The sequence below is a fragment of the Clostridium hominis genome, from assembly GCF_014287825.1.
Lineage (GTDB): Bacteria > Bacillota > Clostridia > Clostridiales > Clostridiaceae > Clostridium > Clostridium hominis.
On record NZ_JACOOO010000012.1, the window covers coordinates 21,245 to 38,305 of the forward strand.

Consider the following 17,061-nt stretch of genomic DNA (forward strand, 5'->3'; position numbering starts at 1 on the left):
ACATATTATCTAGCCACCTCTACCTTATATTAAACTTTTACTTAATAGCAAAAGTTTATAATATTATTTCTTAGCGAGTATATCTTTAATCATCTCTAAGTTATCTGTAAGATTACTTAAAGCTAATGCTACTTGTCCTAACTTATCATCGCCTTTAACTATCTTATTCTTTATGAAAATAGATTTTATTTCATCATAACGGTTCTTTTCCTCAGCTGTCATGCATCCAGTAATCTCTTTCCACTTAAGCATATTAGCCTCTGCTCCATTAGTTAAGGTTTGTGAGTCATTTTCATAGCTTGCAAGTATTCTCTTAAATAGCTCTTCATCGTTCATTATAGGAATGATCTTTTCTGCTATCTTATTCATATTTCTATATGACCCTTGAAGCTTAAATGGTGGTTCATTTCTATACTCATCTGCTTGTGCTGCTGAGTATATATACTCAAGATTAACTTTTAAAACAATATCTCTAACCTTAAATAGCTTCTCAATAACACTAACATATTCATTAATTTCATCCATTGAATAGTTACCTTCAAAAGATATACCTTCTTCTGACGTACCTTTAGCCATTTGAATAAAGTTATATAAATCCCTTTGACTTCTATTTGTTAATTTTGAAAGTATAGGATTTGATGTAACACTATTTTCAATATAACTAAGCTTAAATGCCTCTTCATTTTCCATAAGCATATCACCAAGATTATATACATCAGCTCTATTAGCAAGCATATCTGGAATTTTAAACTTTTCTCCGCTTTCTGTATAAGGGTTACCTGCCATTACAACAGCCACTTTTTTACCTCTTAAGTCATAGCTTTGGCTTACACCGTTATAAACACCTTCAATTTTTCTTTGACCATCACATAAAGATATGAACTTTTGTAAAAACTCTGGGTTACAATGTTGAATATCATCAATGTATATCATAACGTTATTACCCATCTTTAATGCTATATTAAGCTTTAGTAGCTCTTCTCTAGCACCAGAGTTTTTAGTTGTTTCAGGATCTAAGGATGTTACTTCGTTACCTAATGCTGGTCCATTAATCTTAACTAAAATTATACCAAGCCTACTTGCAATATATTCTATTAGCGTTGTTTTACCGTAACCTGGTGGTGATAATAATAGTAACAAGCTCATTAAGTCAGTTCTCTTATTTTCAGATGCAACTCCAATCTGTTTTGCTAGGTTATCACCTATTAAAGGTAAATATACCTTATCAATTAAAGTATTTCTTACAAAGGAAGTAAGAACTTGTGGCTTATAGTCATCTAAATGAATTTTATTTTTGAAATCATTTATTAAACCTTTTTTAATCCTTTGGAATTCTATAAAGCTCCTTACATTGCGCTCTTTAAATAAAGTAAGCTTATGGATAAAGTTTGTATAAGATAATTTATATTCTCCACTATTAATTACTGTGTGACTTCCTATTAATCCAGTCACTTTTATTTTTGAATCAATATATATTACCCTTCCAATAGTTGTATCACTTTCCATAAGTAAAACAACAACTTCTTTAATAATACTTAATACTTCATTCTCTGTTAATGAATTAAATAAATCCGTGTTTAACTCAGCATTATTTTCATTCACATTAATCATGCTAAGCCTATATGAATTAACGAATTCATTAATTAAATAATATAAGCCCTCCAAATCATTTCTACAACTTTCAATAGATGATAAAAAAACATCCAATATGTTCTTATCTTTTAAGTACTTCCTAAACATGTCATATATACTTTTGGCTTCCTTACTTACTACAAACTCTTCGCCTCTCATTATCTCATAACAAAGATATTCAGCAGCTTCATGTATATAATCTTTACCAAATATAGAAAGCACCTTAACTTCTTCTGCCATATTATTTTCAATGTATGGTAAGTAGTTTTCTAAGCTTGGAGAAGAATAAAAAAATAAGCTAACCTTAGATAGTTCTTTTAAACGAGTCCTTAACATTTTCTTTGTATCTGAATCTATCAAATATTTCCAATATACTCTTGCTAAAGCTCTTGCTTCACTTTTATAAATTAACAAGTCAATATTATTGTGAAGTTCTAATAATGCCTTTAATATTTTGGCACTATCCATATCATGTACACCTTTAGTATATCCTTCATCAAATCTAGATTCCATAAACCTTTGAACTAATGAAATTAATTGTACTTCTGACTTTGAGTACAATGTATCTAAGCTTTCAAATTCACCATTCTTAGCTGCCTGAAAAACTAAATATGCTAGATACTCTCCCCTATATACTTCATCATTTTCTGATACTATTGTCTGATTAAATATATAATTATACTTATCAATATTCTCACTCTCTACCTTATCCCAAAAATCTGTACCTGTTATATGATAATATAAGCCTTCGCCCTTTTGAACTATAGATAAATCTATAGACTTAGTATTAACTGAGAACTTATGATTTCCTAGTTTAATAATATTTTTACCATCTACAAATAGTTCTTGTCTATCTTTAAACTCAGTTATTGATTCTTCTTTTATCTTTTTTAACTTTGAAGAAATCTCATCAGCTTTTACATTATCTCCTAAGGTATTCAATGTTGAAATTATATCTCTAACCTTTTCAACCATAATATCTGTAGAAAGGTATCCATTTATTTCTTCAATGGATTTAAAGTTTTTAAGTCTATTACTAATTCCACTTAATATACGCTCAGCAGCATTAAACTGGCTTATTATCCTTTTGTTTAACCTATCTGAAATAGATAGCTTTTTGCTTTCAAAGGTGTTATAAAGCTCTTCTCTCTTTTCAGCAAGCTCTAGCACATAGTCATCAAACTCTGAAAATTTCCCTTCAAGTTCTTGAATCATAATTAATACTTTATTTAAATATTCATCACATTTATCAACTGTATCACAAATATCTAAGTAATTAACTACTGATTGGCTTAAAAGTTTAATTTGAGATTGAAATTGTGTTGTCATTTCACTTTTAGTAATTTGTTCAATTCTATTAATTAATCTAGCCTTACCATTATTAATTAAAGAAAATAACGATGATATCTTCTCTATTATTTCTGTAGTAATAGTTGGATCATCTATTTTAAAGTTACTAATAATCTCAATAAGAAGTTCTAACCTACTAGAAGTTTCATTAATTTTTTCTTCAAGGTCTTTTCCGTCCTTCGATTTATTAACCTTATCTATTTCTTGTTGCAATTCATTTACTTTATCAGCATAAGGTTTTAAGCCTTCTGGAGTAATCAAAAACTCTACACATTTTTCAGAAAACTCATCATATTTTTCTTTAACTTCTATATCAAGAGAATTTACTATATTAATATCTGTATATCTTAAATCTCTTAATGATGCTATTCTCCCTCTAAGACTTCTTATTTGTGCTAATGCTTCAACATACTCATTTATTGTATCAAAGGAACCATACTTTATTTTTTTTAGCAATTCTTCTGAATCTTTACTTACAGTTTCTATTTGCTTTTTTGTGGATGTTTTTATTCTTAAAACTTTTTCAAACTCTTCAATTGCAAAGGTTGAAGTATCCTTAATTTCAGAAAGAATTTCCTTTATATTAAAGGTTTCATCTTGATCTATCCAAAAATAAGAATCAATTACTCTTTCACATTCCTTTACAATATCAGCATAAATACTTTGGTAACCTTCCTTTTTATCAATAAGCTTACAAATACCTTTTGCATCTGCCATTGCATTGACTATATCTTTATTACCAATTTTATACAAAGCAGAATCTTTATTACCTTCAGCTATATAATCCTTACCGACATAAGGAGTTTGCCATATTTGAACCATATGATTTTTTCTTGGCTCATTTTCACTTTTAAATACAACCATTTCACCATTGTCAAAATGACCATATCCACTACAAACTATTGGTGTATCAATCTTTTGTTCTATAATATTATAGGAATAAATTAAATATTGACCTATCTCAATGTTATAGAAAATATATTGAAAGTCTTCACCATTTGAAGATGTTACTCTTTCGTCAAATATACAATTACACCCTTCTACATCAAATACTTTATACTCTCCACTTTGAAGATAGTATCCTTCTGGAAAGATTATTCCATGATGACCTGGTAATAAAATTGCTGTATCTTTTATAGAATCAATTCTTACAACATTTTTTAACTTATTATTAAAGATAAAATACCTAAACTCTTCTTCTTTATAAGGCTTTATCTTTAATATTATTAATTGTTCTAGATCAGAGTAATAAATTTCTGCATCATCTAAAGTTTGATCTTTATCTTCTACTGGCTCTGAATATATTCCTTTTCCTGTTGCAGTATTATCCTCAACCTTAATAGTCAAGTCACCATTGATAGTTTCAACGAATACCTTATCCATTATTGATATATGAGGATATAAACCGCTCCTTTGGTCATCTCTAGTAGCTCTTACAAAGTTAAATTCATTTTTATTTCTAAATCTAACCTCATGTTCGCTCCTACTATCAATATATATTAGCTTACTACCTTGTATTTCCCACTTAAAAACTTTAATATCTGTAGGACTCTTCCCTGTTTGAAATATCATATAAAAATACGGATCTTGTATAGTGAACTTCGTAAAGAAGGTGTTTTTATAATAATTATAAAGCTCATCAAAATCCTTTAAAAACTCATCATTACCTATTAAATCAAGAGATTGCTTAATGAATTTCTTTTCACTATATTTATAAATTGAAAATACATCATCAAGCTCAACCTTAGATTTAAGCCCAATATGAACATTATATCCAAAGATAAAATAATCTTTTATAGGAGCCATATCTCTAGGTATACAGTTATTATCAGTTATTATTCTTTCGCTTCCAAGAAGAGTAGTTTCAATAGAACCAAATACATCTTTTCTAACCTGATTTAATTTATCTACACGGACTTTTAATTCTGTTCCCTGATTTAAAAGTCTATTTTTAATAACCTCATAAGACCCATTTTCCATATCCTTTTCATCTATACTACTCAAAGCTATTCTCCTTATTTACGTATAGTTTCTATAGTCTTTGCTGGAAAGTTAGCAACTCCTGCTTTATTAACTGTATCTAATAAATTGCTTAACACTGCTTTATCTTGTGCATCCGCACTATTCATCATTTTATTAATAGCTCCAGCTATAGAAAGATTTTTAATATCATCTGAAGTTAAGTTAAATCTATCTACAAATTCACTTAATTGCTTTTTAAAGTATTCTGGGTCACCAGTTATAAATGTTTCTTTTATATCTGTAAGAACATCACTATTATTTACTAATCTATCATAAGACTTACCTTTTGCAATAGAACCGATAATTTGATCAAAGAACATAGTCTCTCCACCAACAATATCAATCTTAGCTGTCTTAAGAGCTTCTCTAATAACTGAAGCTTGTGATTCAGCAATTTCTCTTTGAATATTAATGCTAGCAAGCTCAATTTCCTTTTCTTTTTCAAGATTAAGTTTAAACTCTTCATGTTCCTTACCAACTTCATCAAGAGCCTTCATACTAGTAGCTTTTTCCTTAATACCTTCTGCTTCAGCCATATATTTCTTCTTTAATATATCAGCTTCAACAGTTCCATCTTTCTCCTTAACATCAACCATAGCCGTTTCTCCCTTAGCTTGAGCTAATGCTTTTGCTTCAATTGCCTTAGCTTCTGCTACTGCCTTAGCTTCAGTAACTTTAGCCTCTGCTATACCAACAGTTGATTCCTTAAGAACATTTGCATCAACAAGAACTTTAATTGCTTCTGCTTCTTTTTGTGAAGCTTTATATTTAGCATCAGCATCAATTATTGTCTTTTCAGCGATTCTTTCAGATGCCTGTTTAGAAGCTTCAGCAGTTTTAACTTCAACTATTAAATTAGTTTCAGCTTCTTCTTCAGCCTTCTTAATAGCAACAGACTTAACTCTGTTAGCTTCAGCAATTACTCTAGTATCTTTAATCTTTTCCTCTTCAACAACAGTATCCTTCTCAACTGCCACTCTTTCTCTAATAATAGATTGAATATTTTTCTTTTCTGTTTCTACTTCCTTTTGTTTAGCGATATTAGCAAGCTCAACAAGTTTTTCTTTTTCTGTTCTTTCTAGCAATTTTTTCTTTTCAACTCTTTCAGTTTCAACTGCATCTGTACTTTCCTTAGATTTTAAAGCAATAATAACTTGTCTTTCTTTATTTTGCTCTGCAACTTCAATTTCCTCTTCAGTCTTAACTCTTGCCATTTCTGCTTTATATCTTTCCTCTTGTCTTACCTTTTCAGCTTCTGCCTCTTCTCTAGCAGTAATAATAGCAATTTCTCTTTTTTGTTTAGCTTCTGCTTCAGCATTTTGCTTTTCAAGTTCTAAAATAGCTTCTCTTGCTGATACATTTTGCTTCTTAATAGTTTTTTCTTTGTCTCTTTCAATTTGATTAGCTAAAATAAGCTGTTCTGCAGTAAGCTCTGTTATCTTTTTAATACCTTCTGCATCTAATATATTGTTACTATTTAACATATTAATATCAGTTTGCTCTAAGTAATCAATAGCAGCATCATCTAAAACGTATCCATTTAAGTCAGTTCCTATTATTTGTAGAATTTCATTTTTAAAAGTTTCTCTCTCTGTATAAAGTTGAACAAAATCGAACTTTTTACCTACAGTCTTTAAAGCTTCAGAAAACTTAGCATCAAAGAATTCCATTAAAGTCTTTGGATCTGATGCCTTTTGACAACCTAGTAATTGAGCTACCTTAAGTACATCTTCTCTTGTTTGATTAACTCTAACGAAGAAAGCTACTCTAATATCTGCTCTTAAATTATCTTTACAGATAAGACCATCCTTACCTTCTCTTGCAATTTCAACTCTTTTAACTGAAACGTCCATAACTTCTACTTTATGTATTATCGGAACTACAAATGCTCCACCGAAGCTTATCATTGGTCCACCAATACCATTTCTAACTATAACCTTACCTTGTTCAACCTTATGAAAGAATCTCGAGAATAACGCAAGTAACCCCCCTACAATTATTACAATTGCTCCAACACTAACTAAAATAACTTGAATCTTATAATCCATAACTCCACCCCTATTATAACTTTTTATTTGTTTACATATACTTTTGCAATGTAGTATATATTTTTCTCATCGTCCTTCTTAGTAACGAAGGCTTCTTCATTTTTTTCAAATTTATCTTCAGTAAATTCACATTTAACATTTATTAATATTGATGCTCCATCTTGCTTTACTTCAGCTTGTCCTAGACGTCCCTTTTCTAGATCGCAGCATAAACTTACTAAATGTCCAATTACTTTTTCTTCATCCTCTGTTCCCTTATAGTACATATTTTTAAATAATCCCTTTAACGGTAATGATATTAGCTTTGTTATAAATAAACTAATTATTAATGTAAGTATTAATAATAATCCATTTATTAATCCTCCAGCTTTAATAGGCAACAAATAAAGTAGCATTGATAATATCCAAAATACTAATGATAATATGCTTAAAATTATCATTAATGGTATTTCTTTTAGATTGAAATAAGCTAAAATTCCTTGAAGCCCATCTAAACCATCAGTACCATTTGCAATATCAAAATCTATATCAAAATCGAAGAAATCAATATCTATAATTCCCAATATTACTGTTAGCCAATAAATTAGAACTAGCATCAATAATACAGTTGGTATAATATTCACTCCAGTAAAAGCATTATTTATTAATTCACCCATCCCTCTCCCCCTTTCCTTATATGTAAATTTTAACATTTATGTTTGTTATAAACAACGAATTATGATAAGTTTGTTAACATATTTGTCATTATTGTAATAAATAACCATAGTTTTGCTTTTGTGTAAAATAAATAGAGATACGTAAATAACGCATCTCTATAATTTTATCCTTATTCAATTAATAAACTAAAACTAAATCCATTAACATATTTGTATAATAAGTAAAATCTTTTATATTTAAAGGTTCCATAGCAGATAATACTCCTTCAATATATGTAGATATATCTTCTACATATTTAAGTAAGTATTTTTTACTATTTGTATAGCCTTGAATATAATCATCACTCTTTAACTTTTCTGATATAGGCTTTACAATACCATCAATAGCATTAAGACGTCTTCTATTTCTAGCTTTAAACTCTTCATCAATGGGTAAGTTTAATATAATTATATTTCTTAGTTCATCGCATACATCTCTTAAATTATAAACCGAATCATCTAAATCTACTGCATCCTTTTTGCCAATAATCTTTGTAATCAACAATTTATCCAAAATTAATCCCTCCCATTCTAGCTCCTCCTTATTTTATTTCATTTTTATAAATTATATCATTTATGCTTAAAATCACAAATAAAAAAACAGAAAGGATTTTATAATTAACTAAATTTCACTTTATAATCTTTCAACTATTAACTATTAATAATACTAATTTCATTACAAAAAACAGTAGTAAATATAATTTTAATTACTACTGTTTGATAAAAATATTAATTTGGATTAAATAACTATTCATTAACCATTATTACTCTTTTGGCAATGCTTGCAGCGTGATCAGATATTCTTTCAATATTTGTTAATAGATCTAAGTAAATTATACCTGAATCTATACTACAGATATTTTTGTTTAATCTTCTCATATGCTCATTTCTATAAGCTTTATCTAACTCATCTACGGTTTCTTCTAAGATAATAACACGCTTAGAAATATTTACGTCATTTCCTTTCATAGCATCTAAAGCTAAACTATAAGCTTCTAAAGTTTTATTAAATATATTTTGTATTTCGTCTATAGCTTCTTCTGAAAAGTTAACATTATTATTAATAGACTCTTGTGCTAATTCAGCAATATTTTCTGATAAATCTCCAACTCTTTCAATATCATTTATTGTATGAAATAACAAATCTAGTGATAATCTCATTTTTTCGTCTAAAGCTTTATTTGAAAGTTTAATTAAATAATTTATAATTTCTTTTTGCTGAGCATTTACAAGCTTCTCTTTTTCAAAGCTTTCATTTATACTTTTTGAAGATTGATTGATCAAAGCAATTGTGGCACTACTAAAGCAATCCTTCGCTTTTCCTCCCATTCTAAGGGATTCTCTAATTATATTACCATAAGCTATAGCAGGTGTTTCTAACATTCTAGTGTCTAAATATTTTGTAATAGTATTGTCAAATTCTTCATCACCAGCTTTATCAGGTATAATTAACATAGCTAATTTAACTATAAATTTAGAAAATGGAAGTAGTAATATTACATTTACTATATTGAATAAAGTATGTGAATTTGCTATTTGTCTAGCTGGATCTGTTGGATTTAAATATTGAACCACCATAGTTATAGGTTTGTTTAATATAAACATAAATAAAATTGTTCCAATTACATTAAAACACAAGTGCATAGTAGCTGCTCTTTTAGCATTCTTATTTGCACCTACACTTGAAATAAGCGATGTTGTACAACTACCTATATTATCTCCATATAATATAGGTAATGCTGCTTGTAGTGGCATTAATCCTTGTGAAGATAAGGCTATTAATATTCCCATAGATGCACTAGAACTTTGTAATATTGTTGTCATTAAAAATCCAGCAATTAAAGCTAAAATAGGTTGATGTGCCAGTTCCGCTAATACCTTTCTCACAGCTGGATATTCAGATAATGGAGCTACTGCATCCTTCATAAATCTCATACCTATAAAAAGAATGGCAAAACCTATTAGTATTTCAGATATATTTTTTAGCATAGGTTTTGATTTTGAACCTATCATATATAAAACTATCCCTATACCAAGAGCTATAGATGACAATATGCTAACATCAAAGGATACAAGCTGAGCTGTAACTGTTGTTCCTATATTAGCACCCATTATAACGCCAATAGCTTGATAAAGACTCATTATCCCTGCATTAACAAATCCAACTACCATAACAGTTGTTGCTCCACTACTTTGGATTATACCTGTTACTACAGTTCCTACTAGGACTCCCATAACTATGTTGCTAGTTAAAAGTCCAATAGCTTTTTCTAATTTAGGACCAGTTGATTTTTGAAGTCCTTCTCCCATAACGCTTATTCCATAAAGAAATAAACCAAGGCCTCCTATAAGACTAATTAATATATGCAAAATATGTTCCCTCCTAAAAATTCAACTCTTCTTATTTTCCTTTTTATGAGGTTACTCTATACATGTCTTTTTAAAATTTCATAATTATTATTTTTCAAACTTTATTTTTTATATCAACAATTAAATATTCAGACTTCGATCCAGTTCTTATAGGATAATTCCATCCTGATATTCCAGAGGAAACTATGACTTCGTAATTTCCAATCTTTTCATATCCATATTCAAGTTCATTAAAATTAAATAATTCACTTATTAAGCCACAAGGCCAAATTTGACCTTTATGAGTATGCCCAGATAATTGTAAGTCATATCCTAAAAAGCTATTCTCATCTAGATTTGATGGCTGATGATCTAAAAGTAATATAAATTTATTTTTATCTATATTAGCAATTAAATCTTCACTACTTTTCCTTCCTTCTTCTTTTGAAAAGCCCTCATCATCTCTTCCAATAATAATAAACTCATCATTTATCTCATAGCTTTGATCTACTAATACACGAATATTATTTGATGATAACTCATTCCATAACTCACCTTTAGTATAGCTAGGAATCGAAGAGTATCTAGCATCATCATGATTACCATATACATAAAATACTCCAAACTTACTTTTAATACTCCCAAGTATCTCTGCAACCTCCTGCATTTGTTCTAAGTTAGTTTTTTCATCTACAATATCACCACAAAGCACTACCATATCTGGAGCTGACTTTTCAATTTCCGCACAAGCCTTTTGGAGTTTTTCACTATTCATAACAGTTCCATAATGAAGATCAGAAATCATAGCAACTCTATATCCTTCTTCTCTTATATCTTTGTTTGTATATATCATATAGTCACTTTCTACTATATTATTCATATTCCAATATCCATAAGCTAAGATAATTACAGATACTATAATAGGAACAATTCCACTATTATAAACTATCTTCCATTTATAATATGTTATGTTCCTTCTTCTCCCTACTAATTTAAATATATAATTTATAAGATCCATTAATAAGGATATAGTTATAATATGTAAAACTGCAACTACCCCTACTCCAAGGTCTCTTAAAGAAAAATACATAATGATTATTACAATAGCTATAATTATCAATTTTACTCGTTTCTTTTTCACATTTATCTTTGATATACTTATGGCTCTTGCAATATAATAGTACAAGTAAATACTAACTATAATCATAAGAAATGCTGGCAAAATAAAATATAATATATTCATATACTTACCCTCCCCTTAAATACTCAATACTTTATAATTTTTACTTATATAAAGAAAAACTATACATCCTAAAGCTAACTTTTAGTCAATATTTTATAAGATAATAAAACAAGGCAGTAACAACTATACTTAGTTATTACTGCTTATTCGTTAATTATTTTAACATCATTTTTGTAAACTGCTGCATATCTCCTATTTTCTTTAAAACACTTTCTACATTCTTCTTTATTAATCTTTACAAATATTTTGGTCCTACTTAATCCAGAAGCTTCTATATTTTCAACTTCAAATATTTCTCCGATAAAACTTTTATACCAACATTTATTTACACCTTCGCATTTTTCTATTTTAACTTGCATAAGATTCCCTTCCTATATAAATTAATATAATTTTGTATTTATAATTATTGTCCAACTTATAATTTTTAATCATAAAAAGGAAAAATACTTTTAAAATGTAGCCATTATTATTTATATATTGAAGTTAATTACAGTTAATGCTAAACTTAATTTGCATGTGTATATACACAGTTATGAGGGGGACAGAAACATGAAATTCATAAAAAAATATTTAAATCACATCTTTATAGATGGTTTAAGTGGCATGGCTTTAGGACTATTCTCTACATTAATTATGGGAACCATATTGCAACAAATAGGGAAACTCATTGGTGGAGATATAGGTAACCTTACTTTTATTATCGGTAAAGTTGCAGCTGCTTGCACATCTGCTGGTATTGGTGTCGGGGTAGCTTATAAATATAAATCATCACCACTTGTAGTAGTTTCTGCTGCAGTTTCAGGAGTTATTGGAGGTTATGCTACAAAAATACTTGCAGGAAGTATTATGACAGATACAGGTGCTATTATGTTAGCTGGTCCTGGTGAACCATTAGGTGCTTTTATTGCTGCATTTGTTGCAATAGAAGTTGGAAATATAATTTCAGGTAAGACAAAGGTTGACATAATTTTGACACCTCTTATAAGTATTGCTTTTGGTTCTTCTATCGGCCTACTTGTTGGTCCACCAATCTCAAAATTCATGACTTCACTTGGTAATATAATTATCTTCGCAACAGAGCAACAACCATTTATTATGGGAATCCTTGTAGCAGTTATAATGGGAATGTTATTGACTCTTCCAATTAGTTCTGCTGCTATTGGAGTAATTTTAGACCTTAACGGAATAACTGCTGGTGCAGCTGTAGTTGGATGTTGTTGTCAAATGGTTGGATTTGCAGTAGCAAGTTATAGAGAAAATAAATTTGGTGGTCTACTAGCTCAAGGTATTGGAACTTCTATGCTCCAAATTCCTAATATATTTAAGAAGCCAATTATATGGCTACCATCAATTATATCAAGTGCAATCCTTGGACCAATATCAACTACTGTTTTAAAGATGACAAATAACGCTACCGGCTCAGGAATGGGATCTGCTGGCTTCGTTGGACAAATCATGGCGTATGAAACCATGGTTGAAACTATCAAACCTTCAATAGTAATTATAGAAATTGTCTTAATGCATTTTCTTTTACCAGCAATTATAACCTTATTAATATCTGAATATATGCGTAAAAAAGGACTAATTAAATTAGGAGATATGTCTTTAAAATTATAAAAGCAGAGTTAAAACAAAACTCTGCTTTTATAATACATAATAATATATTATTATACTTACTATTTATTATCACTATCTATTCTTGTTAACTCTTTTAAAGATATATCTAATGCTTTAACTGAATGAGTTAATGCGCCTGATGATATATAATCCACACCTGCTTCTGCATAAGCTCTTATAGTCTCTAATGTAATATTTCCTGAGCACTCTATAGTAGTTTGTTTATTAATTAATTTAACCATATCACCTACCATTTCTGGCGTCATATTATCAAGCATTATTATATCAGCTCCAGCTTCAATCGCTTCTATAACCTGCTCCTTAGTTTCAACTTCGACTTCTATCTTTCTTACAAAACTTGTACTATTTCTTGCAGAGTTTATAGCTTCTTTTATTCCACCTGCATAGGCTATATGATTATCTTTTAATAAAATTCCATCTGATAATGAAAATCTATGATTTTCTCCACCGCCAATCTTTACTGCATATTTCTCAATATATCTAAGTCCTGGAGTTGTTTTTCTTGTGTCTAAAACCTTAGTGTTTAGTCCAGAAACTTCTTTTACATATTTATTAGTTATAGTAGCAATTCCACTTAATCTTTGCAGTATATTAAGAGCTACTCTTTCTCCAGAAAGTATTTTTAGAGTACTTCCATTTAAAGTTCCTAATAGCATACCTTTACTAACTTTTTCCCCTTCTTTTACTAATGGAGTAAATTCTACTTCTCCTAATAGTTCAAATACTCTATTAAAAATAGGAAGCCCACATATAATTCCATCTTCTTTACAGATTAGCTTTGCCGTTGCTAAAGAGTTCTCTGAAACAATGGAATTTGTAGTTATGTCTCCATATGGTATATCTTCAATTAGTGCTCTATTTATAATTTCATCAACAATTAAATAATTTATCATACCTATGATCTGCCTTTCCTTTTACATAGTTAATTAAAGGTTTCATATTAATACTGTCACTAAAACTATTAACTTTATCTAAATTAATAGTTATTTCATTTATCTTAGAATTTATATTTTCAGCAGCATTTTCTCCAAATACTAAAGCTTCTAATAATGAATTGCTAGCTAATCTATTTGAACCATGAACTCCTGTACAGCTTACCTCTCCTACTGCATATAAAAATTCAATATTAGTTCTACTATACAAATCAACTTCAATTCCACCCATACAATAATGATGTGCTGGTGCTACTGGTAGTAAATCTGATTCCATCTTTAAACCTCTATTTAAACACTCTTCATAAATATACGGGAATCTATTAGTTAGATATTCTTTTGTAAATCCAGTCATATCTAAATAAACATAAGGCTTATCAGGAGTTTTTTCTATTTCCTTTAATACTGCAGCAGAAACAACATCCCTTGGTAATAAAGAGTCAATAAATTTTTCTCCATTTAGATTTACTAAAACTCCACCTTCACCCCTTAAAGATTCAGAAAGTAATAATCTTCTTCCTTTATTTTCTTTTTCATACAACACAGTAGGATGTAATTGTAAATACTCCATATCTTTTAATTTTATATTATGCTTAATTGCTAAAGCTAGTCCATCTCCAGTCATTGAGGCGAAATTAGTTGTTGAATTAAATAATCCACCAATTCCACCAGTTGCTAATACTACTGCTTTTGTATTAACTTTAATTAATCTATTATTATTTATAATAGAAGCTCCATAGCATGTATTATATTCGATTAATAAATCAGTAAGTGTTGTATTTTCCATTATTGTAATATTACTTTTATCTTTAACAACCTTTATTAACTCTTCAACTATAGCCTTACCTGTTTGGTCTTCACAATAAACAATTCTATTTTTACTATGTCCACCTTCTCTAGTATACTTAAGCTTTCCATCTTTCTTTTCAAAAGGCACTCCTAATCTACTAAGGTTTTTAATATTTTTTATTGAATTCTTTCCAACTTTAGAAACTGCCTTAACATTATTTTTATAATTACCAGCTTTAAGCGTATCACTAATAAAGCTTTCTAAGTCATCTTCTCCTAAGATTGTAGTTACTCCGCCTTGAGCTAAATAACTATTGCAATCTCTAACACTATCCTTTGTAATCATCAAAACTTTTATATTTTCATTTAAATTTATTGCAGTATATAATCCTCCAACGCCTGTCCCAACAATTAACACATCATAATTCATAATTTACTTTGATAATAGGTGCATATTTTCTAATGCTCTGGACGCTTTTTCTCTCATCTCATAGTCTATATGCACTTCATACTCCTCATTTTTTAAACAACTATATAAATTTTCTAAAGTTATTTTTTTCATATTTGGACAAATCACTGGAGTTTTCATCGTAATAAATTTCTTATTTGGACTCTTTAACTGCATTTCATAAAGAACACCTTCTTCAGTAACCACAATAAACCCTTCAGCATTAGATTCTGCACTATAACCTATTAATTCAGAAGTACTACCAATAAATGTAGCTAAATCTCTAACGTTCTTTGAACATTCTGGATGAACTAAAACAGGATAGCTTGGATTCTCTGCTATAACTGCTTCCATCTCTTCTTTTTCTATTCTTTCATGAGTTGGACAGAATCCATCATATAAAATGAACTTTTTCTTTGGTAATTTCTCTTGAAGATAACTACCTAAATTTCTGTCAGGAAGGAATATTATTTCTTCTTCTTCTATATTATTAATTATTTTTTCAGCAGATGATGAAGTTACAGCAACATCTGATACTGCTTTTACATCAAGATTAGAATTTATATATGTTACAACCTTTGCATTTGGGTGTTTACTTTTTAATTCATCTAGCTTATACATTACAGCCATATCTGCCATAGGACAAGTAGAGTCATTTACTGGAATAAGTACCTTTTTATTTGGAGATAGTATCTTTGCGCTTTCTGCCATAAACTTTACTCCACAGAAAACAATAGTTTTTTTAGGACTTTCCATAGCCTTTTTACTTAAGAAATACGAATCTCCAACTATATCTGCTATTTCTTGAATTTCTGGTCTCTGATAAAGGTGAGCAACTATTAGTGCATCTTTTTCTTCTTTTAATCTAAGTATTTTATCAACTATATTCATATTTACACTACCTTTCATTATAGTATACTTGTGTATATACACAAGTATACTATGCTGTTTTACTTTTTACAATACTATTGATAACACCTATATAATAAAAAAATAAGATACAACGAGCTTCTCATTGTACCTTATTTTTTATAAACTTGTTATAGTATTTATATTTTAAATTTTCTCAAGGATTATATTTAACCAAATAAGATTCGTTCTTCCCCATAATGAATCACCAGTTTTATAAATAGTTTTAACTTTGTACTCTGTGATATTTCTAATCATTTTTTCAAAGTTTTCTTCTTTATAACAGTTAAAATATCTACCTCTCTCATCAATGTATTCATTATCTCCATATTTAAATGATAAGTAAAATACTGAACCTTCATTTAAGTTATTAGCAAGGCTTCTTAGCACCTCTTCAATATTTTCTCTTCTAACATGAAGCAATGATGCACAAGCCCATATTCCATCAAATCTTTCTTTTGATTTAAAATCTTCAAATTTACTTACTATAACTTCTTGATTTATCAATTTTTCTGCTTCTCTTGCTAGTTCTATAGATCCATCAACAGATGTAACATCATAACCAGCATTTTTGAAGTACAAGCTATCCCTTCCTGAACCACATCCAAGATCTAGTAACTTACCTGAAGGTTTTACCATATTTAAAAACTCTTTGTATATTTCAGTAGTTTTTATATTTTTTGTAGTTTCAAAATATTCTTTTGCATTTTCATTATAATAATTTAAAGTTTTATAATTCATCTTACCACCTTGTTCTTTTGTATAATATTAAATTAGTTTTATTTATAGTTTCTTAATAAAAAAAGTAGTACTACCAAAAGTTAATACTACCTTAAATTAAATCTTATAATAAAAAGATTGATAAAAACCCTATTCCATTTAATATTAAAGAAGTCTTTCTATCACCTTTTTTATGTGCATAAATTGATAATCCTAAAACTGATATTAAATATAAGTCTACTAGCAAATTATAATCTATTCCTAATATTATATTTTCTATATTCAT

At 28.8% G+C, this 17,061-nt stretch carries 12 protein-coding genes; 1 reads left to right on the forward strand and 11 read right to left on the reverse strand.

The annotated features are described in order from the left end of the window. Positions 1-63: 63 nt before the first annotated feature. The 7 genes from H8S20_RS06720 to H8S20_RS06750 form a co-directional block, all read right to left on the reverse strand. Positions 64-4,986: a DNA repair ATPase gene (locus tag H8S20_RS06720; RefSeq protein ID WP_243177547.1), complete on the reverse strand. Its 4,923-nt coding sequence runs from the start codon at positions 4,984-4,986 to the stop codon at positions 64-66. A gap of 11 nt (positions 4,987-4,997) precedes the next feature. Further along, positions 4,998-7,052: a flotillin family protein gene (locus H8S20_RS06725; RefSeq protein WP_032118438.1), complete on the reverse strand. Its 2,055-nt coding sequence runs from the start codon at positions 7,050-7,052 to the stop codon at positions 4,998-5,000. A gap of 23 nt (positions 7,053-7,075) precedes the next feature. Next, a complete protein-coding gene (locus H8S20_RS06730; protein ID WP_186859625.1) occupies positions 7,076-7,708 on the reverse strand; it encodes an OB-fold-containig protein in 633 nt (210 codons plus the stop codon). 178 nt (positions 7,709-7,886) lie between these two features. Further along, positions 7,887-8,261, reverse strand: a complete 375-nt coding sequence (locus tag H8S20_RS06735; protein ID WP_186859626.1) for a hypothetical protein — start codon at positions 8,259-8,261, stop codon at positions 7,887-7,889. 233 nt (positions 8,262-8,494) lie between these two features. Continuing rightward, entirely contained in the window at positions 8,495-10,117 is a 1,623-nt protein-coding gene (locus H8S20_RS06740; RefSeq protein ID WP_186859627.1) for a Na/Pi cotransporter family protein, read from the reverse strand. A gap of 94 nt (positions 10,118-10,211) precedes the next feature. After that, entirely contained in the window at positions 10,212-11,339 is a 1,128-nt protein-coding gene (locus H8S20_RS06745; RefSeq protein ID WP_186859628.1) for a metallophosphoesterase, read from the reverse strand. A gap of 143 nt (positions 11,340-11,482) precedes the next feature. After that, the gene (locus H8S20_RS06750) at positions 11,483-11,698 is read right to left on the reverse strand and encodes a hypothetical protein (protein WP_032118433.1); all 216 of its coding nucleotides are present in this window, start codon (positions 11,696-11,698) and stop codon (positions 11,483-11,485) included. A 190-nt stretch (positions 11,699-11,888) separates the two neighbouring features. Here H8S20_RS06750 and H8S20_RS06755 point away from each other — a divergent pair, with 190 nt between their 5' ends. Next, positions 11,889-12,956, forward strand: a complete 1,068-nt coding sequence (locus tag H8S20_RS06755) for a PTS sugar transporter subunit IIC (protein WP_186859629.1) — start codon at positions 11,889-11,891, stop codon at positions 12,954-12,956. A gap of 59 nt (positions 12,957-13,015) precedes the next feature. Here H8S20_RS06755 and nadC read toward each other — a convergent pair whose 3' ends face one another. The 4 genes from nadC to H8S20_RS06775 all read right to left on the reverse strand — a co-directional run bounded on the left by nadC (position 13,016) and on the right by H8S20_RS06775 (position 16,796). Continuing rightward, a complete protein-coding gene (gene nadC / locus H8S20_RS06760) occupies positions 13,016-13,870 on the reverse strand; it encodes a carboxylating nicotinate-nucleotide diphosphorylase (RefSeq protein ID WP_186859630.1) in 855 nt (284 codons plus the stop codon). After that, the gene (locus H8S20_RS06765) at positions 13,848-15,128 is read right to left on the reverse strand and encodes an L-aspartate oxidase (RefSeq protein WP_186859631.1); all 1,281 of its coding nucleotides are present in this window, start codon (positions 15,126-15,128) and stop codon (positions 13,848-13,850) included. Before H8S20_RS06765 ends, nadC begins: the two co-directional genes overlap by 23 nt. 3 nt (positions 15,129-15,131) lie before the next feature. Then, entirely contained in the window at positions 15,132-16,037 is a 906-nt protein-coding gene (gene nadA, locus H8S20_RS06770; protein ID WP_186859632.1) for a quinolinate synthase NadA, read from the reverse strand. 165 nt (positions 16,038-16,202) lie between these two features. Beyond that, the gene (locus H8S20_RS06775) at positions 16,203-16,796 is read right to left on the reverse strand and encodes a class I SAM-dependent methyltransferase (RefSeq protein WP_186859633.1); all 594 of its coding nucleotides are present in this window, start codon (positions 16,794-16,796) and stop codon (positions 16,203-16,205) included. Positions 16,797-17,061: the final 265 nt, after the last annotated feature.

What these genes read in the sequence shown, in the direction of transcription:
- H8S20_RS06725 (WP_032118438.1), bottom strand. Translation starts at nt 7,052, where the DNA reads ATGGATTATAAGATTCAAGTTATTTTAGTTAGTGTTGGAGCAATTGTA.
- H8S20_RS06730 (WP_186859625.1), bottom strand. Translation starts at nt 7,708, where the DNA reads ATGGGTGAATTAATAAATAATGCTTTTACTGGAGTGAATATTATACCA.
- H8S20_RS06745 (WP_186859628.1), bottom strand. Translation starts at nt 11,339, where the DNA reads ATGAATATATTATATTTTATTTTGCCAGCATTTCTTATGATTATAGTT.
- H8S20_RS06750 (WP_032118433.1), bottom strand. Translation starts at nt 11,698, where the DNA reads ATGCAAGTTAAAATAGAAAAATGCGAAGGTGTAAATAAATGTTGGTAT.
- H8S20_RS06755 (WP_186859629.1), top strand. Translation starts at nt 11,889, where the DNA reads ATGAAATTCATAAAAAAATATTTAAATCACATCTTTATAGATGGTTTA.
- nadC (WP_186859630.1), bottom strand. Translation starts at nt 13,870, where the DNA reads ATGATAAATTATTTAATTGTTGATGAAATTATAAATAGAGCACTAATT.
- H8S20_RS06765 (WP_186859631.1), bottom strand. Translation starts at nt 15,128, where the DNA reads ATGAATTATGATGTGTTAATTGTTGGGACAGGCGTTGGAGGATTATAT.
- nadA (WP_186859632.1), bottom strand. Translation starts at nt 16,037, where the DNA reads ATGAATATAGTTGATAAAATACTTAGATTAAAAGAAGAAAAAGATGCA.
- H8S20_RS06775 (WP_186859633.1), bottom strand. Translation starts at nt 16,796, where the DNA reads ATGAATTATAAAACTTTAAATTATTATAATGAAAATGCAAAAGAATAT.